The following is an 18,609-nucleotide window of genomic DNA, read 5'->3' as shown; positions in this document are numbered from 1 at the left end:
AAAAATTGCAAAATAGGTCGCTAGACAACGAAGCGGTAGCCGACACCGTGCACAGTTTCAATAAGGACTGGTCTGGATTTGTCCGGATCCAGCTTTTTGCGCAGGTTGATTATATGTTGGTCCAAGGCACGCGAGTTGGGAGTGTACTCGCGCGCCCACCCTCTGTCAAAGAGCTCGTCTTTCGTCACAACCGTGCCGACCCGTTCTTGCAGCAGCGAGAGCAACTTTACGTCGCGTGGGGTGAGGGAAACTTGCAGCGAGTCGCGCTGAACAACATAGCGTTTGGGATCAAGCTTGAACCCCGAGGATCGGGTTCTTTCTGTTTGTCTGAACCAAATGTAAACAAAGCCCAACAGACTTGCTATCGCAGTCAAAAGCAACAGCGCCAGTTGGTTAGATCCTTTCGACGCCAGCGCACCACTTGTGAGTTCTAAGTACTCTTCTAGTGACGCGCGTTCATAGATGAGACAGACGGGCGGTGCTGTACGACAATAAAGCAGTTGGCTGCTTTCAACGTCGAATGGTGCCCATATTGGAGTTTGGGTCTGCACCTGAAAATAGGCCAGTTCGGTTTCTGCCTCATCGGAAAACGTGTAAGGAACAGGCACCATTCCAGCTATCGGCGGGTATTGGCGTTGTCCGTCAGCGTTCCAAACCAAAGCACGAAGCAGCGGAATATCTTCCGTCAAGTGCCAGCTGATCTTATCGGGAGTATCGATAAGTTCAGCGATCATCTTCGCGTCGCTTTCTGCCTTCTGTTCCGCAATGACCCAAGGATCATTAAGCCGAACAAAGACTACCGCACAGATGGCACCAAAAGCGCCAATACCTACTGCTATCCGAAACATACGAACAGCCTAAGCTAAGCACAGTGAAAGCCAAATTAGACATTTGTGCAGGTTATTGAGAGGGGATATGATCTAGGGGTCCAAATTTGCAGACAGACCGCATTTATCCCGAACGCCGAGTGGATTAAACTCTGAGACGGAGCAATTATTGTCTTTACCACATGTGCGATACAGACGTCATTGAGGAGAATTTTGAGCTGATCTCGCGGAACTGCCAAAGCCTCAAGTAGTATAGTGCGGGTTGGTCGATGGATTGCATGAACCCACCCTTTTGCAGCTGATTACACCGATAGGTGAAATTATGTGAAACTTGCCCCTGCTCACAATTTTGCAAATCAAGCGGTGCACGTGGGCCGAACTCAGAGATGCCTGATCCACACGCATTGATCCCGGTTGGGCCCAAGTTCTTCGAGGATCCTTTCAGCATCCAGATTGAAGTCTTTGGCAATTTCCTGGACCTGAACCGCCTGAAAGCTATCCAAGTTCCGCACCGTTCGACCATCTTCAAAGGTGATCAACTCGTGTGATCTTCCAGACCAACGCACGATCCCGCCGCAAAGGGTCTGTCCTTCAACATCCGCAAGTTCGGCGACCGGGTCGGCAAAGAAATCGGTCCATTTAAGAATACCTGTGCTGACAGCTCTCGCCACTGCTTGTTCCGTTGTCCGGCACTTGAGTTTTGTGACGATCGAAGACGTCAAAGCATGCACCATTCTGGAGGAGAGCCCCGTCTGGCCAGCAACTACGGATGGGATCAATCCTGATGCGAGCATCTTCAGAACATCCATCTCCTGATCGGACAACGCATCCGTAGGAAAGTTGAAAACCGTATCAATCACATCGAGCGCGAGTAGATGCAGGACCTGCGCTTCGTGGCGAAGGGCAGGGAGCATACTCCCGACCAAGGCGTCCCAGTCGGAACGGCGCAGGTTGGAGGTAACCGTAAAGACGCCACGCTCCCCAAACGGATTGATAACCGGAATGGATAGTCCGTGCTGACCCACACCAAATTTTCTCGCTGCATCGAATAGCGGTGCGTGTTCACGCTGATCATCAAACACAGCCCAATCAATCGGGGCAATCATTGCGGCGCCAAATCGAATAAGGGGATCAATCAGAACCAGGTCGTTGTCGACGTAATGCCTGACCCATTCGGCCGGGAACGTGGTGCAACCGTGGACAACGTTGTGATGCTTGTCGATATGGGCGTAGGACGCATTCTCCAGCTCAAACCTGGAACAAATTTCCTGAAGGCGCGCCTCCCCGGTCTGTCTGAAATCCAGTTCAGAATTGCCAATGTCCGCGATTTTCATAGACCGTCTTCCTGTTCCGCGTTGCCGTCGAGGCCGATTAGCAACCTAAAGCTGAACAAACCACTCGGGATTTCCCGTAGCCAATCACAGATTTGAATACGCTTCTGTTCTGGAGGCGGAAACAGAGCAAAAACCTGCCGATGAGACACATGAATTGGAGAAGCTGGCAGCGCGCAACCCGACACGGTTAAATCCGCTTCTTGGGGTCTTGCGGAAACCCGTCTTCCTCCTCCCGGGCTCTTCGTGCCAACAAACCCATGAAACTGGAAATCAGGTTCAACTCCCCGCGCTCATCTGCGCGCACCATACCGCGAAGGTATCCGCCCGGATTAACCACGGGCGGCAGGCGCGGATCACTCAGCCTCGCGTCTATGATCAACCCGGCCAGGATTGCACCCATCACGGTCAAACGGTCAATCGCCGTATGCCATGCGGAGGCATTGGCGCCGATCTCCGACAATCGCGCCGAAACGCCGGTCTCAATCGCGTAGAGCGACGGGCTGGAATTCTGATCTCCGCCACCGGCGATATCGATATGCATACGCAGCTCGGGTGAGGCCAGTTCATATAGGATGCGGTTATTCACCTGCGGTAGTTTTTGGGCCTTGCTTGATGCCGTATCTGTCGGATGATTGCTTTCTAAGCAATGCGGAGGGCCGTAAGGCCCGGAGCCAGAACAATCTGGTTCCGAGGCTTCAGCCGAGGGCATTGTAACTTCGCCATCGGCGTTACAAGACAGAATTTCTTCTTCAATTTGGTCTTGTATATGGCACCCGAAACAGGCTTCGGGTTCACCCGAAAATTCACCGGGTTTTTTAACATATATTTCGATCCGCTTCCAAAGATCGTGAGCTGCCTGAACATGTGATCTGAGCCCATCCAGCGACATGTATTTCAGCTTGTCGGCACGCGGCCAGGATCGAAGTTCCCCCATCATGTCTTCCAGGCCTTCAGGACTGCAGGGGAGCGAGGCAAACACTGCCAAGCTGTGTTTCACATGTCGGTAAAGCCGTGATCGATCCCCGCGCAGCTCGTCATGTTCTTTCTTCTCGGCTTTGCTTTGCTCGTCTGCGTCGCGCATCTCTGAAATGAGGTTTAGGGCAGGGGTCAGAAAGAGGCCGAGCCCCTTGCGCTTACAACGCGCCCCATTTGCACCAAGCCTGCGTTCGAGCAGGCCAATCATTTCCAGTTCTCGTTCGTGATTGTGGATTGTCCGATCTGTCACGCCTCGACCGGCAATGAGGGTTTCCTGGCGCGCGTAGCAAAAGGGTTCCTGAGACGGGTCTCGAAAAGCACATGGCGTAATCATATCGATGATGATCTCTAAGGTGCGAATACAATGGGCTGATGCGCCTCTGATCTGCGCATATCCCACGCAGAGCTGCCGAAACCTGTCTCGATTCCAACCCTCGGGAAGGCCGTTGTGGAAGCGTATATTTTCGTGGTGATGGACGGATGCGATCTGCCGAAAGCTCATCGTATTGGCTTCCCTTGGCAAAGGTCAGTATTGGCATCGCAGCTTAGCGGGGCAGGGTGTTCGGTATGGTTAAGGGGTCTCATAGTCTGCTTCTCTTTGGGGAAGCAAGGCAGGTTGAACCTCAGCAAATAAACACAGAAAAACCGTTCGCACAGATGCGTTTATCCTTGTCAGAATTTTGGGAACTTCCTATAAATCAGGTGATCAAACTTGACTTAAGAAGATCCCCGCTGAGGCCCCGCCTTGCGGGGGTTTTTGTTTCTGGGATTAAGCTTTTCCTCCGGGCCAATCGGCCTGGTTTAAAAGTGCAGCTGGTGATTTTGGTGGCATAGCCAGAAGTAACGCGTTGTGCCGCAGGTAAGAACCTCAGTATCGGATGAGTTCATAATCGCTGAACCCGAATGTATCGGTCCACTCGACGCCAACGCCACGGAAGTAGCTGGGAGGTTCGCAGCGATTGCCAAGGGGCAGCCAGGCTGGGATCGGCGCAGGAGCGTGATCGGACCATTGAAAGCTCGCATGATCGCCATAGCTGCCAACCACAAGATCAAGCGAACGCTCGCAGTCGCCCTCTCGCGAATGACGGCGATAGCTGTAGTGGCGCACATCCCAAACCCTGATGGATCTCACAACGTCGAAATCGGGTGAGGAAAGATCGACGCTGATCGGTGTGGCTTGAAAGCTATCGCCGGATTGGCCATGAAATGCCTGGATCGCTTCTGTTGAGATCGCAACATCTACCAGCAATGGCTCAGTGGTATCGTCAGATGGAAGTTCTGGAATAGGGTTGGCGCTACTGCGTTTGATTGCTTCCAACCGTTCCATAGGACTCAAGTTGGAGGTGCTGTCTGATGCATTCATCGGACAGCGCCAAAGTTGCAGCGGAGGCTCTACCGGATAGGGAGTGATGCGCCGAATGAACTCCGCCTTGGCTGCGACGCAATCAGCCGAACTTGGCCAACCCCCGGCGAGGCAAAGGAATATGGCACAGTCAATTGGATAGGCACTGGCCTGCGTGGCCGGCAGTACAGCGAGTGCAACTGCAAGGGCCTTCGCGCGAGTTCTATTCCTGGATTTTGAGTGTTTCAAGATGGTCTCTCCTGCTTGCGAATCGCTTAAGCAATATCCGGCCAATATATTTCTGACAATCTAATATCGTATATTGGAGTGCTTTCTTATATTGACGTAGATTGTGTTTTAGTCCACAACTTTTGGATGTAGAAGACGGCCCATAGGGGGTCGTCATGGCGGACAACAAGAGACAATACACTGTGGTAACCATCGAGATGGTCCGGGGCCTGAAAGAAGATCAGGTTCCCTTTACATGCCGCTACGAATTTATCGGACTCGCTTCCCTTGGACGACCTAAGTACCACTGCATTTACAGCTCGCCGAACTATGTCGGAGCCTTGTGCAAGTCGAAGATCTCTCGCGCGGGCGCTGAGCCCAGAGAGTTCGATCTTTGGCCGGGGCTTTTTAAGCATCACCAGGAATTTGGCGACGGGCGCATTCTCTGCGTCAAATCAGATTATACGATCGAGTCGATTACCCCAGAGGGTCTCGAAGCAGCCCAAGCCTTGGACGCGAAAACTAAAACCTGATCGGTCACGTTCGAGAACCCGGCTCATCAAAAGTACTGGGGCAGGGCACATGAAACGGCTCTTGTTTCTCAGCGCTACACTCGCGTCTTTGTTTTTTGTTGCGGTCTGGATTGAACCATCAAAACAAACAATAACCCTGAGCGCATCCGAGGTGATTGCCGTTGATGGTGACACCATCGACCACGGTGATGACCGCTACCGCCTCATCGGTTTCGACACTCCTGAGACCTTCCGCGCACAATGTGAGGCCGAGAGAGCTTTGGGTCTGAAAGCCAAAGACCGCCTGACGGAGATCATTCAGACCAGTGGGCAGATAGAATTGGTTATCCAACCAGACCTGGACGTGCATGACCGTTTCCTCGCGGTCGGACGTTCAGGTGGTCAGGAGATAGGGAAAACTCTGATATCCGAAGGTCTCGCGCGACCCTATTCGGGCGGCAAACGCGGGTCCTGGTGCGGCTAGACGAAAGGACTGAGCGACGACTTGCAGAAAATGGAACAAAACCACCGAGCAGTGAGCGGTCCTGTCGATTGCGCCAACAACCGACAGGACAAGAAACGCCCCAAATCCATCCGGGCATTCCTCAAACATCAAGAGAGAACTGTACTATGGTAAAAACAGTAACCCTAGATGCCGATCTTAGATCGGACAGCACCGCGCCAGAGTCAATGGGTGCGACCCTGGACAACGTGCCTGCACCTCCGACCGCTTAGCGCTGTCTGACGATTTGGGCGAGCGGGACATCCGAACGTTTCAGCTAGGCCATCCGACTAAGAGATCCGAACCAGACATTGGTTTTTTGCGGCGCCTCTGAAGGTTCCGTGTTGTGTCCCGGCACCCTTTTCCCACGGCCCAGATGACCTGATGTCGAACCCCATAATAGTAATTATGTAAAAACTACTGACCTAATTTGGAGGACAAATTAGTGACCAGCTCCATCAAAAGCTTCACCGAAAACAGATGTCGGATCAACGCCGTTTGGCCGTTGTTGGCATTCTTGACGGCGACTTTGGGAACGGATGCCAGTGCACAGGTCATCGAATACGAACCGGACGGCAGCGTGTTTCTGAACGGTGCGCGGGCAGAAATCGTTAATGGCATCGTCTGTCCAATCCGGATGCGCGAGTACACTCTCGATGAAAAACCGGAAGCTCCGAAGGCCAAGCCACAGAAAAAGATCGAGATTGCGGGCAAGGCACCGCGGCCTCGCAGATCCTCGGGCGGCTGGTCGCAGGAGCGGATCGTTAAAGAAATCCACGCAGCGGCGGAACGCCATGACATTCCGGCAGAGTTGTTCATGGCGCTGGTCTGGCAGGAAAGCCGGTATCAGGCTGATGCTCTGTCGCCCAAGGGTGCCTATGGCTTCGCACAGCTCATGCCCGGAACGGCGAAAGACCTGGGCGTGAACCCAAAGAACCCTGCAGAAAACCTCGACGGTGGTGCCCGCTATTTGGCGGCGCAGTACCGCGAGTTCGGAACCTGGAAGCTGGCGCTTGCCGCCTACAACGCCGGGCCTCACCGCGTCGTCGAATACGGCGGCGTCCCCCCCTTCACCGAAACCCGCAACTACGTGCGGATCATCCTAAGCAAAGTGAGCACTTCCTCATGAAAAGAACCCACTTCATCCAACAGACCGCGTTCTTCGCGCTGGCAATGATTATCGTCAGTGCAGCTCCCGCCTCCGCTGGCTGGCTGCAAGATGCCATTGGCGATTTTATCAACGAAACGCTGGCCGACTCCAAGGTTGTTGGCGTCAGCCTTGCCGCTGTCGGCTTCATCTGGGGCTGTCTTGCCTATGTGTTCGGTTGGGGCTCGCTGAAGGGTCCAGTGGTCGCGATTGTTGTGGGTGCCGTCATTGGCCTTGCCGATACATTCATCGGAGCCTGATCGATGCCGCGCCGAAATACCGTCTTTCGCGGCCTAAGCCGTCCCGCAGAATGGGGCGGCCTACCCGTGATCTATCTGCTGGTGATCCTCGGGATGACCATGCTTTCGTTCTTCATGTTCGGAATAGCGCCAGCAATCATTGCGGGTTTTGCTTTCTACACCGTGCTTCGCCTCTTTTACGAATGGGAACCGGCTTTCTTCCGCGTCCTGTCTGTAACCCTTTCCAAAACTCCGCGCACCAAAAACCGCCAGCATCATGGGGGAGATTACTATAGTGCCTAAGCCTGCTGCCCGAGGCATGTGGACCCTTGCCCGCTCGTTGATCGAGCCGAGCTGGCGCAAGGATGAAATGAGCCTCTTTCAGATGTTGCCGTATGGCTATGTCGTGGATGATGAGGTCATTTCCACACGCAACGGTGGTCTTATCGCCGCTGCGGAAATCACCGGTGTCAACGCAAACACGCTGGACGAAAACGAGTTCGAGTTCCTGGCCGAACGGTTTGAGCGTGTGTTGCGCACAACACCTAATGAGGTGGCTTTTTATATCCATCGACTGACCGTCCCGGCTGAGACTGGTCATGTCATCACAGATCCAACCGGTTTTGCCGGTGCAGTGGCGCAGGCCATGCGCTCAGCGTCCGTCGATGCAGAGCTGAAAGAACGCAAGATCATCATCAGCGCCATTCTCCAAAAGCGGCAGGATGAGCGGGCAAAACAGATGTTCGGCATGTCGTCTGGAACGATAGACGAGGAACGCCGAGAAATGATGGAACAGCTCGACGGTGTGTTCACAACACTGGCGGGCACGCTGGGCGAGGCCCGTGTGCGCCGGCTGAAGCTCAGCGAGGGGCATTGGCTCGGTTATTATGGAATGCTGTTGAACGGTCGGTATCAGCCGATCATTCACACAAACATTGCAGAACCCATCGCCTTCAACATGCCGCAAGAGGATGTGCTGTTTCAGGGCAAGACCGGCAAACTGGTCACAGGCGACGATCAGGAACGCTCCATCCGTGTGTATTCCCTGAAGAATTACCCGATGGTTTCGTTCCCCGGCATTTTCGACGGGCTGGACCTGCCGGTTGATGTTGTGATTTCGCAATCCTTCCTGCCGATCAGCCGCGCCCAAGCGCAGGAAATGGAACGCCGCAAGTCGGGACAAATGCGCTCGGCGGGCGACAAAGCGAAGTCGCTTGAAGAGGACTTGTCCATTCTGGCGGACGGCATTGCCTCCGGCACCATGTCACTCGGCAAGCACCACCTGTCGATCTGCGTGTTTGGGAACGAGGAAGATCTGAAAACCGCCGAAAAACACATCATCGGTGAAATCCAGATTTCGGGCGGCACGGTCAAACGCGAAGCGATGTCGGCGCGGTCGGTGTACTTCGCGCAGCACCCCGGCAATTTCGCGTTCCGCGCCCGTGAAGAACTGATCACGGACCAGAACTTTGCGGATATGGTTGCGTTCCACATGCGCCCCAAAGGGTTGGATGCGGAAAAGCTACCCTGGCCGGGGCCATTGGCGACGTTCCCGACAACGCACGGGGACAGCTACGATGTTTCGCTGCACCTTCCCAAGACCAGTAACGACCCTGAAAACCTGCCCTCCGGGCATACGATCGTTCTTGGACCGAACGGCTCGGGTAAAACTGTGATCGCGATGCTGCTGGCAACAATGGCGGTTGCACAGGGCGCGCGGATCATCGCTTTTGACAAAGACCGGGCAATGGAGGCTCCAATGCGGGCGCTCGGTGCGCAGTACACCCGCGTCCGGGTGGGCGAACCCACTGGCATGAACCCGTTTCAAACGGAAACGGATGAGGCTGGGCAAAGCTGGCTCGCCAATTGGGTCATTGCCCTGTTGAGCTATGACGAACCACTGACCACCGATCAGAAGGATGAAATCACGCGGGCTTGCCAAGCGAATGCCACTTTGCCGCCTGCGCTTCAGAACTTCGATTCACTGGTGGAACGGTTCAGAGCTTTTGACGATGACAAGAACCTGTACAAGCGTGCAAGTGAATGGGCTGGCGAAGGCCGCTTGTCCTGGATGTTTGGCGAGGGTGGCTCAGATCCGTTTGCTGCTGGCGACCGTCATCTTGTTTTCGACATTTCCGAGGTTCTGGATGACGAATTGGTGCGGCTGGCATGGATCAGCTACGTCATGCGCCAGATCGAACGCCGCTGCGCCACCAAGATACCCACTGTCTTTGTGATTGATGAAGCATGGGTAATTGCTGGCAACCCTTATGGCGCTGGCATCCTCATAAATGCCTACACCACGTATCGGAAGCTGAACGTCATGATGATGATGATGACGCAGATCCCCGATCACCTCCTGTCGTCGGCAGCAAGTAAGTCGATCCTGGAAAACACCAGCACGCAGCTCTTGTTCCCCTCTCGATCCGGCAATGAAGCGGATTACCGGGCAATCGGCTTGAACGATTCAGAGCTGGGCGCGCTGAGGGCGCATTTTGGCGACCGCGTAATGCTCATGAAGAAAGGTGATGAGAGTGTTTGGCTCGATGTCGATGTCGGCGCTCTCGGCCCGCTTCTCCGTGTTCTGAGCGGATCAGACGGAAAATCGTTCCCTGATCCTGACTGGCGAAAAAACCCCATCTTCTGGAAGGAAATCACATGAAAACTCGCCTTGTAATCGCCCTTGTAGTTCTGGCCGCCGTCTCGGCCTGCACCAGCACCTATTCGGGCTATCGCAGCAAATGCGCCTGCGACTTTGAGCGCATGACCCCCCCTGAAAACTTGGAGCTTGTCTAATGAGTATTGCAAAGAAATTGCGGACAACCATTGCTGTTTCGGTTCTGGCCGCCCTGCCCGTCGTTACAGCAGCCCAAGGTGTTCCGACCGTCGACGCCACAGCCATTGCACAGGACGCCGCCAATTCGGCCCGCGAAGTCGCAGAAATGGTCCGCCAATACGAACAGCTGATACAACAATATGAGAAGCTCGAGCAGCAGCGCGCGATGCTGGAGAACTCCTTCAAGGCCATTTCTGGTCTAACAGATTTGGACGAGTTCAACAGCCGCAGCTTTTTGAAGCTGGCGACCGCTGCTGACACGCTCGGATACGCGTTGGACGCGACCGAAGATACGATTGGTGATCTTCCGGGCGTGGCCGGGCTCGCGATGGAGCGCCGATCGATCAGCCTGGGTCTGAATAATGGCATCCTCAAAGAGTTCAGCACGTCAGACGTGCCAGCCCGGCGCATTCTCTCGGAGCGCGGTGGCGCTGGCTTGATGGCGTCCGCTCTGGGCGAACAGGGCTATGACATGGCCGGTCAGCTCGCTGAAGATGCCGAAAAGCTGCGCGATGAAATCGGCCAGCAAGAAGATCTGAAGGACGCCATCGACTACAACACGGCGGTTCTCCTGAAACTCTTGCAAGTTGAAATTGAAATCTTGCGCACAACCTCTGCTAATGCTCTGGCGTCGGGCACAGATCTGGCTGCAAACGCAGCGGACCTAAAGACGCTTAGCAATTACGCAAGAGGAGAAACCCAATGAAAAGCCGCACCACTTTCGCCCTGATCACACTGACGGCGACGCTTTTAGGGTCGTCGGCCAGTGCTGAGGCCAGACTGCCGTTTCCCCCCAATGTTGATTGGACATTTGGGGAATATCGGACCTGTCTTGGTTATTCGGGCGTGCGAGCGTTCAAAAAACCCCTGAAGGAATACGGAGTTGAACAGCTCGCTAACGCTGGTCAGGGCGCGGATCAACAGTATGTCGTCGGCAACTGGACCGATGCCATTCTGAATGAGCAAGTGATCGCTGCTCATGAGTTTGCCATTGAGCAATGCCGACTGCGCAAATCCGATGAAGCTTTCAGCACTGAATGCCCGCTCGGCAACCTCAGCCGCGAAGCTGCAATCGAGTTGGTGGGCGCTGACCAGGGCGATTTCTGGTCAAAGCCATCCAGCGAACTCAAATCGCTCAAAGCAACGCAGCAAGAACGCTTGGAAGCGCTGCGCCCTGTAATTGAGGAGGCTTGTGGGCCGTGATTCAGGATTTCGTCAGCTCGATTGAATCAGCAATCAGCAACTTTTCTCAGCAAGCATACACCAGCCTTGCGGCGGATCTCGCATCCGCCCTCTGGGCTATTGCTGCGCTGATCTTTGTAGCGATGCTGATCAACGGCGTACTTCAGATCAGAGAAATTGGGTTTGGTGGTTATGTAGGCTGGATCATTCGGGCGACGATAATCATCGGAATGGCGTCGAGCTGGTCCTTTTTCCAACCAATCTATCAAGGCGTCCAAACCTTGCCGGACAGTATTGCCGGGGCACTCACTGGAACCACTAATGTATGGCAAGCGTTGGATGAGATTGCGCTTCAGTGTTTCTTGATGGGCCAGCAGGCCATTGAAAACGCGACTTGGGGCTTGAGCATCACCGGGGCTATTCTCTGGGTTGTTGGGGCCGTCATCGTTGCCTTTGGCACTGGCATGGCACTCATCGCAAAAGGCGGTCTGGCGGTGTTGCTGGGTCTAGCGCCAGTTTTCATCGCAACGCTACTCAGCTCGGCAACAGCCAATATCTTCGCAGCCTGGGCGAAAACGACCGTTGGCCTGATCATGGTCATCGTCGTTCTGACAGGCATCGTTTCTCTTATTCAGGCGCTTTTCGCTTCGGAGCTTGGTTCCTTGTCTGATGTTAATGACATGGAAGCGAGCGGGCGTTTTCTAGCAATCTGCATCGTGGCTATCGTCATGCTCACGCAAATCCCGTCACTGGCTGGCGGCATGTCTGGCGCGATAGTTTCGGCATCCTCCGGTCTTGCCGTGGCAACCGGCGCGGTAGCAGCCGCAAGAAGTGCATTGGGCACTGCCAGCGATGGCGCGCGCGGTGCTGTTGCCGGTGGGAAAACTGCCGCCGCTATGGCTTCCGCAGCTCGTGACGGGACTGGCGTTCGTGACAGCGCGTCTCGCGCAATGCAAGCGCGTCGGGACATAGCGCACAGAGCCCGCAATCAGGATGGGGCAGCTCGTCAGAGCTACGCCGCTGACCGTTACCGGCAGAGCATTCGACAAGCTCGCGCCAATAAATCTTCATAAATCGAGGTACAGAGCAAATGTCACACGTGACAGATCACGAAAAAGAACTCTTTCTGGGCGCACGCCGCGATGCCTTCAAATGGCAAGTATTCGGCATGGTCGGTATGGCAATGGGCGTGGCCTCTATTATTGGCTGGGCGATGCTCCTTCCCTTGAAGGAAATCCGGGCGGTGCCATTCTCCATTGATCCGGACACAAAGCTGCCGGTGCTGCTGACTGAAAAGGTCGAAGAACTGGAACCATCTGAAGCGATGGCCTTCCGTGAAGTCGCAAATTATGTGCGCGACCGGGAAACCTATGATGTCCAGGACAACAACGAGCGCCTGAAATCGGTACTGCGTCGTTCTAATGAGCTGGCCGAAACGTCTTACCGCGAACTGTGGGATGGGTCGAACGACAGCCATCCGGATGAAATCTATACGCCCAAGACAAAGGTGCAGACGGAAATTCTGGGCGTCTCGCCGGTCAACGATGAGACGGTGCAGGTCGAGATCCGCAAGTCCCTGATCGTGCCAAACCAAGAAACGGCCTCAGCCCGCTACGTGGTCACAGTGACCTACGGGTTTGAGGAAAAAATCGTGACGTCGATGGATGAGCTTCTGGAAAATCCTTTCGGCTTCGTCGTCACCAACTACCGCGTAGACGCCATGGGAAACATCTGATGCTGCGTACGTCAAAAACACTCGCGACCACCGCCGCAGCAGTTCTGGCATTCTCTACGCCACTGCTCGCTGAAATCACACCGACGCCAGACGGAAAGAATGCGGATCACCGCATCACGCATTTCCATTACGTCGAGAACCAAGTGTACCGCATCCCTGTAGGTGAACGCCTGATTACCTATGTTCACTTTCCGCAGGGCGAAACCGTCCGCAGCATTGGTGCGGGCGACACCGAGAGTTTTCAGATCACTCGCCTGCAGGAAGGTCGCGTTATTGCGTTCAAACCGGAAATCCTGAACTCGGATTCAAACCTGACCGTTCTGACCAATCGCGGGACATACAACTTCTATCTGGTTCCGGCCGAGAGTGCCGCCGAACGTAAACGAGTACCGTTTCGGGTCACGTTCTATAACAAAAACAACAGCGGCGGGACTACAAAGCGCCGTGGCACAGTTGCTCGGAGTGAACCGAAACCGACAGGCCGGTTTGTGAACCAAAACTACTCGCGCTCGGGCAAAGCTGACTTCGCGCCCACCGCCGTGTGGGATGATGGCGTTCACACCTATTTGCAGATCCCGCAGGATGCAGAGTTGCCGGGGATCTTCCGTGTCCTGCCTGATGGCCGCGAGCTGATGGTGAACACCACAGTCAAAGAGCGCGGCATTATCCAGGTGCAGGGTCTTTCCGATCTTTGGACACTGCGCATCGAGGACACTTCGATCTGTGTTCGAAACGATGGCGACGCGTTTCAGCAGGCGAGTGCAACGGGCAGGCCCGTTACTTCACAGACAGTTAAACCGGGGGGCAGCAAGTAATGGATCGCAATCAGACAATTGCGGCACGGGCGGCGGCTGAACAGCCGTCGCAACGTGTCCGGAAGAAGTTCGACCCAAAGAAGCTGATAACCGTTGCGATCGCAGGAGCGGTGTTCCTGGGCTTTGTATGGTTTGTCATGGGCCATGAAAACAAAAGCACGAACACGGGTGTCCGCGTTGACGCTTTGCAACAAGGTGGTGGCGAGCGATACGGGCTTTTGACCGCACGGGGACCAGAGGCCGATGAGCCGGAACCAGAGGCTTTGCCCGAGGAAATTGAGGTGGCAACACCGGCAACAGTGCCGCAGGTCGATTCCGAAGGGCTGAAACAAGCCTTGAAAACTATCGAGCAACAGAACGGTCGGATTTCCGATCTGCAAGACGAGCTGACGGACGCCAAAGTTTCGCTGTCCGAAAAAGACGGTGAAATCGCAACGCTGAACCTGACCAATGAACGCCTTCAGGTCAGATATGATGAGCGAGAGAAGAAGTTCCAGACGGAACTTGCCCAGGCCATCGCAGATGCGGAGGCCCGGGCACTTGCCAGCGTAAGCCACCTTCAGGCGCAAGGTCTGACCGATGACGAGCGGCGCAGACTCGAAGAACTGAAGAAGATGCGCCAGCGGCAGAACCAGTCGGACGGCATTGTGTTCGATGAAAACCCATACGGCAGAAACTGATGGAGCTGACGATGAACAGAACAGCACTCACCCTCGCCCTGGTCACGTTGGCCTCAAGCGCGATGGCACAGGACGCACCCGGTCAAAACTACCAGCCGATCAATGGTGGATCGCAGCCGGTCATTTTCCAACCCTTCCCTGCAGCGCCGCAGCCGGTTCAAGTCCAGCCAGACGACACCCGCCTGCCTGAAGATCAACGCGGCTATCAGGAAAACCAAAACACGACATGGCAAAACAATCTGGTCGAAGAATATCCCCCCATCGTCGGGGCCTCGATCATTGACGATCCGTCGCGCACCCTGACGCAAGGCACGGTTTTGTCGGCTGTGTTCGGTGGCGCGGTCAGCTCGGAGTTGCCCGGCAGTGTCGTGGCGACGATTACACGTGGCGTCTACTCGATGGACGGCACGCGTTTGCTTCTGCCGCGCGGATCGAAGCTCTTTGGCGAGTATCGAGCGGACACGACATTGGCGCAAACGCGCATCATGATCGTTTGGAGCCGTGTCATCACGCCTGACGGCCTGTCAACTCAGGTCGGATCGGCTGGTACGGACGGTCAAGGCCGGACTGGTGCGACCGGCAGGGTGAACACACACTTTGGGAAACGGTTCGGCACGGCTGCGCTGTTGTCCATCATCGGCATTGCGCCGGTGGCACTGGTCTCTGACAACGATAGCAACAACTCGGTTCGCACTGATCTGGCAACGCAAGTGGGGTCTAACCTGCAGAACGCTACGGCAGCGGCGCTTGATGAATACCTGCGCATTACTCCGACAGTCTTTGTCGATCAGGGCAGTCGCATCAACGCCATCCTGCAGCGCGACGTTGTGTTCGATAGCTTCTGAGCGCGAGCCAATGAGCCGACCGCCTCAGCAGTCTTTCCGGCCGCTGCCAGCATGATCGAGGGCGGTAGCGGCCTTTTTTGAAGCAAATTCAGCACTTTTTGGAAGCAATGAATCTTATGTGGATGCCTTCGTGTTCGAGGCAAAGCCGAGATGCAGCGAAGGCAACCTCCAGTGTTCAAAAAAGTGCTCTACCAAGGACAAGAACATGAGCGGGCGGAACGGCAATAGCCTTCTGGAATACTATACAGGCAAGATCGAGCATCTGTTGCACGATGAAAGCCTGAGCGAAATTTCTGTGAATCCTGACGGATCGGTCTGGGTCGAAGAAATGGGCACAACACACATGACCAGGACAGACATTACTCTGAACAGAGATGATGTGGAAAACATCGGGCGCTGCGTGGCCGGATTCAGCGATGTGACATTCGGAGAAAAGAAGCCGATTGCGACGGCCAACGTGCCGACACAGCAGGGTAAAGCGCGGGTGCAGGTTGTGATTCCGCCAGCAACAACCGGCGTGGGGTCCGTGGCGATCCGCCTGCTCCGCGTGAAAACCGTCGATCTGGGCGCGTTCAGCTTCGCCAGCAAAGAGGCGGCGTTGGCAGAAAACAATGATCACAGCGCGCTTGAAAAGGCTCGGGCTGCTCTCGCTGCCGGAACAATGAACTTTGACGAGCTGGCCGACCTTGCGATGCTAAGCAAATGGAACGTGATCATTGCCGGGGGCACCTCGTCTGGCAAAACCACTGTTCTCAATGCAATGCTGAAGCGCGTCGATCCTGGCGAACGGATCGTGACGATTGAAGAAGTGGCCGAGCTGGACATCGAGCAACCCAATTCTGTCGATCTACTTGCTGACCGTTCCGAAGAAGATGGCCCTCGATCACCAACAAAGCTGCTGGAATCGGCGCTGAGGTTACGGCCTGACCGCCTCGTCTGCGGTGAAATTCGGGGCGACGACGCAAATATGTTCCTGGAACTGGTGAACACCGGCCACGATGGTTCTGTTTGTACCATGCACGCCAACTCACCAGTAGATGCCATTGGACGTATGAGCAAGATGGTGCGTCGCGGATCTCCGACCGTTCAAAAGTCAGAAGTGGTCGATGACATCCGGGCCACCATTCACATGATCGTTCACATGAAGAAAATCGGTGACGAACGGAAGGTCAACGGAGTGATCTTCCCACCCCTGATGACCGCTGATCAACTTATCTGAAGGAGAAATAGAATGAAAAAATTTGAGTATCGTAATGTCTTGATGCGGGTAGAGGAAAATGCAGGCGAGAAGTTTGCGAAGCTCGGGCAAGACGGTTGGGAAATGGTCGGCGTCGTACCTGCCGAGTTTGGCATCGTGTGCTTCTTCAAACGCGAGCTGACCGATGGCTGAGTTTCAGGATCTACCCAAAGGCAAGAAGGTCGCGATAGCCGGTACTATGGGCTTTATCGCTACCTCGGCTTGCGCGGTGTTGGTGGTCGGGCTGGCTCTCGAATACATCAACACCAGAGGCTTTCGCGGGCTGGACATCTGGGCGATCCCAGAGAAGTTCATGGCACAGCCTGCAGAGACGCAGCAGATCATGGGTCTGGTGGCGGTGGTCGCAGTGGGTGTTTTGACCTTTGCATTTGTGGCGGCTGCGCTGCGTGGTCCCTCAACGAAATACGGTGATGCGACCTTTGCAAAGGCCCCTCAGCTCGTCCAGGAAGGCTATGCGTCGGTTCTGAAGCTCAAAGACAAATTGGATAGTGAAATCGTGTTTGCCAAATTTGGTGAGCCAAAGGACAAAAACGCGATCTACTATAAGCCCGGCCCCGGTGTCCAAAAGCCGCACGCGATGTTCATTGCCCCGTCTGGTTCGGGCAAAACCAGCGGCTTTGTGATCCCGAATGTCCTGCGTTTCAATGGGTCTTGCGTCGTCCTGGACATCAAGGGCGAGATTTTCCAGACAACCGGCGCGCGTCGGGCAGCAATGGGCGATGAGGTTTTTATGTTCGACCCCGAGAACCCCGACAAAAGCCACAGCTACAACCCTCTGCGCCGCGCAGCACGTGCCGACAATCTGGACCGGCGATGGGAAGAAGTGATTCAGGTTGCAACTCAGATGTTCGACACGCCCAGCTCGTCCGCGCAGGGCTTTATGGGTGGTGTTGAAGGCATGTTCTGCGCAATGGCGATGCTGGCGATCAAAAGAAAGCGGCCATACATTTCCGAAGTCCTGCGCCTGGTCAAAACGACCAAGCAAAAGGACTATGAGAAAATGGCTGAAGAAGTTGGATATGCGCGAGCTGCAGATGAGTTTCTGAATCTTGCAGCCGAAGAATCCAAAATCCTGCGGTCAACGATTTCGGTTATGTTGAACTCCGGCCTGCAGCTCTGGCGCAACCCGTCGGTAGCAAGAGCCACGCAGGGCAATGACATCAACTTTGAAGATCTGCGTCGGCGCCCCAGCTCGATCTACTTTTCCGTGCCAGGGAAAAAGGTCAAAGAGTTCCGGACGCTCATTCGCCTGTTCTTCCTCGATCTGGTGAACACCATCGAAACTGTTGAGCCGGGCGAAGATGAGCCGTTCAAGGTTTTGATGCTGCTCGATGAGTTCCAACGCCTCGGCCATCTTGAGCGCGTTGTTGAAGCCTATGACACCATGCGATCGTTCGGGGGCAGGCTCGTGGTGATTTCGCAAACACTGTCGCGCCTACAGGACATTTATGGGCACGAGGGTGTGCGGGCGATGCTGGCAAACGCTGGAACCCAGATGTTTGCCGCCTCAGAGGATTCCGAAGTACGCGAACATGTGTCCAGGTCCATCGGGGACAAAACGGTCATAAGCAAGTCGAAGTCTCGAGCACTCGGCAAGATGGAAATGGGCAGCATATCAGAGCGTGAAGAAGGCATTCGGCTGCTCCGGCCAGAGCACGTTGGTCGTCTGCCGGAAAACGAGGTTGTGCTGATCCGCGAAGGCAAGATGCCCGTGATTGCGAACAAGATTCGATATTTCGAAGATCCTTATTTCATGCAGTTCCTTGGTGGCGACACGCCAAAGATCAAAGGGACACACCTGGATCTTGCTGAAGAGCAGGCCAAGGATACGGCAAAGGCAGTGGCTGATGCGAAACCGGCCCCTGCCCCGGTGAAAGAGGTTTCTGAAAAAGACCAGGAACTTCAGGCGGCATTTGATGCGCAGCGCACGGTCGCAAAGCGGAAAAGTCGGTCAGCGAAAGATATGGCGATGGAGAAAATGAAAGCCAAACGGGCTGAAAGTAGCGCCTTCACTTGACGGGGGTAACAGGACGCGGCCGAACCGGACCTTACTTCAATATGCAGAGAACGGCAGGAGAGAGCCCACTTTGACCGATGCTGCGTAAAGGATTTATGGCTGCTTTCGAGGGCGATAGAAAACCTGCTTGATCGC

21 protein-coding genes are annotated in these 18,609 nt (G+C 55.0%); 17 read left to right on the top strand and 4 right to left on the bottom strand.

The features are described from left to right. Window positions 1-20: 20 nt before the first annotated feature. From I5192_RS18665 to I5192_RS18650, 4 genes are all read right to left on the bottom strand, one after another. Window positions 21-848 (bottom strand): winged helix-turn-helix domain-containing protein, encoded by an 828-nt coding sequence (locus tag I5192_RS18665; protein WP_152460692.1) that lies wholly within the window; start codon window positions 846-848, stop codon window positions 21-23. Window positions 849-1,207: 359 nt separating this feature from the next. Further along, window positions 1,208-2,161, bottom strand: coding sequence for an autoinducer binding domain-containing protein (locus tag I5192_RS18660; RefSeq protein WP_152460691.1), 954 nt, complete (start codon window positions 2,159-2,161; stop codon window positions 1,208-1,210). A 187-nt stretch (window positions 2,162-2,348) separates the two neighbouring features. Beyond that, window positions 2,349-3,638, bottom strand: coding sequence for a helix-turn-helix domain-containing protein (locus I5192_RS18655; RefSeq protein WP_152460690.1), 1,290 nt, complete (start codon window positions 3,636-3,638; stop codon window positions 2,349-2,351). Between the two features lie 366 nt (window positions 3,639-4,004). Further along, window positions 4,005-4,463: a hypothetical protein gene (locus I5192_RS18650; protein ID WP_223118401.1), complete on the bottom strand. Its 459-nt coding sequence runs from the start codon at window positions 4,461-4,463 to the stop codon at window positions 4,005-4,007. A 419-nt stretch (window positions 4,464-4,882) separates the two neighbouring features. On the opposite strand from I5192_RS18650, the gene I5192_RS18645 reads away from it, so the two are divergent. The 17 genes from I5192_RS18645 (at window position 4,883) to I5192_RS18565 (ending at window position 18,474) form a co-directional block, all read left to right on the top strand. After that, the gene (locus tag I5192_RS18645; RefSeq protein ID WP_172978556.1) at window positions 4,883-5,239 is read left to right on the top strand and encodes a hypothetical protein; all 357 of its coding nucleotides are present in this window, start codon (window positions 4,883-4,885) and stop codon (window positions 5,237-5,239) included. Window positions 5,240-5,288: 49 nt separating this feature from the next. After that, a complete protein-coding gene (locus I5192_RS18640) occupies window positions 5,289-5,702 on the top strand; it encodes a thermonuclease family protein (protein ID WP_170602109.1) in 414 nt (137 codons plus the stop codon). 463 nt (window positions 5,703-6,165) lie between these two features. After that, window positions 6,166-6,849 (top strand): lytic transglycosylase domain-containing protein, encoded by a 684-nt coding sequence (locus I5192_RS18635; protein ID WP_255612187.1) that lies wholly within the window; start codon window positions 6,166-6,168, stop codon window positions 6,847-6,849. Further along, window positions 6,846-7,127 carry a hypothetical protein gene (locus tag I5192_RS18630; RefSeq protein WP_170474368.1) on the top strand — a complete coding sequence of 94 codons (282 nt, stop codon included), beginning with the start codon at window positions 6,846-6,848 and terminating at the stop codon, window positions 7,125-7,127. Before I5192_RS18635 ends, I5192_RS18630 begins: the two co-directional genes overlap by 4 nt. Window positions 7,128-7,130: 3 nt before the next feature. Further along, the gene (locus tag I5192_RS18625) at window positions 7,131-7,409 is read left to right on the top strand and encodes a VirB3 family type IV secretion system protein (RefSeq protein ID WP_170474365.1); all 279 of its coding nucleotides are present in this window, start codon (window positions 7,131-7,133) and stop codon (window positions 7,407-7,409) included. Then, a complete protein-coding gene (locus I5192_RS18620; RefSeq protein WP_223118399.1) occupies window positions 7,384-9,768 on the top strand; it encodes a hypothetical protein in 2,385 nt (794 codons plus the stop codon). Before I5192_RS18625 ends, I5192_RS18620 begins: the two co-directional genes overlap by 26 nt. Further along, window positions 9,765-9,902 (top strand): hypothetical protein, encoded by a 138-nt coding sequence (locus tag I5192_RS18615; protein WP_170417970.1) that lies wholly within the window; start codon window positions 9,765-9,767, stop codon window positions 9,900-9,902. Before I5192_RS18620 ends, I5192_RS18615 begins: the two co-directional genes overlap by 4 nt. Beyond that, a complete protein-coding gene (locus I5192_RS18610; protein WP_223118398.1) occupies window positions 9,902-10,648 on the top strand; it encodes a type IV secretion system protein in 747 nt (248 codons plus the stop codon). Before I5192_RS18615 ends, I5192_RS18610 begins: the two co-directional genes overlap by 1 nt. Beyond that, complete coding sequence (locus I5192_RS18605) at window positions 10,645-11,145, top strand: hypothetical protein (RefSeq protein ID WP_170474356.1); 501 nt, start codon at window positions 10,645-10,647, stop codon at window positions 11,143-11,145. The genes I5192_RS18610 and I5192_RS18605 overlap by 4 nt, the downstream gene beginning before the upstream one ends. Further along, window positions 11,142-12,197 carry a type IV secretion system protein gene (locus tag I5192_RS18600; protein WP_170474353.1) on the top strand — a complete coding sequence of 352 codons (1,056 nt, stop codon included), beginning with the start codon at window positions 11,142-11,144 and terminating at the stop codon, window positions 12,195-12,197. Before I5192_RS18605 ends, I5192_RS18600 begins: the two co-directional genes overlap by 4 nt. Window positions 12,198-12,223: 26 nt before the next feature. Then, window positions 12,224-12,859, top strand: a complete 636-nt coding sequence (locus tag I5192_RS18595; RefSeq protein WP_170474350.1) for a virB8 family protein — start codon at window positions 12,224-12,226, stop codon at window positions 12,857-12,859. Further along, complete coding sequence (locus I5192_RS18590; RefSeq protein WP_223118396.1) at window positions 12,859-13,674, top strand: TrbG/VirB9 family P-type conjugative transfer protein; 816 nt, start codon at window positions 12,859-12,861, stop codon at window positions 13,672-13,674. Before I5192_RS18595 ends, I5192_RS18590 begins: the two co-directional genes overlap by 1 nt. Next, a complete protein-coding gene (locus I5192_RS18585; protein ID WP_152460677.1) occupies window positions 13,674-14,354 on the top strand; it encodes a hypothetical protein in 681 nt (226 codons plus the stop codon). The genes I5192_RS18590 and I5192_RS18585 overlap by 1 nt, the downstream gene beginning before the upstream one ends. Before the next feature lie 11 nt (window positions 14,355-14,365). Continuing rightward, a complete protein-coding gene (locus I5192_RS18580) occupies window positions 14,366-15,199 on the top strand; it encodes a TrbI/VirB10 family protein (protein WP_170575215.1) in 834 nt (277 codons plus the stop codon). A 205-nt stretch (window positions 15,200-15,404) separates the two neighbouring features. Beyond that, window positions 15,405-16,418, top strand: a complete 1,014-nt coding sequence (locus I5192_RS18575) for an ATPase, T2SS/T4P/T4SS family (RefSeq protein ID WP_152460675.1) — start codon at window positions 15,405-15,407, stop codon at window positions 16,416-16,418. A gap of 12 nt (window positions 16,419-16,430) precedes the next feature. Further along, window positions 16,431-16,589, top strand: coding sequence for a DUF4177 domain-containing protein (locus I5192_RS18570; RefSeq protein ID WP_152460674.1), 159 nt, complete (start codon window positions 16,431-16,433; stop codon window positions 16,587-16,589). Further along, window positions 16,582-18,474 carry a type IV secretory system conjugative DNA transfer family protein gene (locus tag I5192_RS18565; protein ID WP_152460673.1) on the top strand — a complete coding sequence of 631 codons (1,893 nt, stop codon included), beginning with the start codon at window positions 16,582-16,584 and terminating at the stop codon, window positions 18,472-18,474. Before I5192_RS18570 ends, I5192_RS18565 begins: the two co-directional genes overlap by 8 nt. Window positions 18,475-18,609 lie beyond the last annotated feature (135 nt).

Origin of the sequence: Ruegeria sp. SCSIO 43209 (assembly GCF_019904295.1) — a bacterium.
Taxonomy (GTDB): Bacteria; Pseudomonadota; Alphaproteobacteria; order Rhodobacterales; family Rhodobacteraceae; genus Ruegeria.
This window is presented reverse-complemented; position numbering and strand designations above follow the sequence as displayed.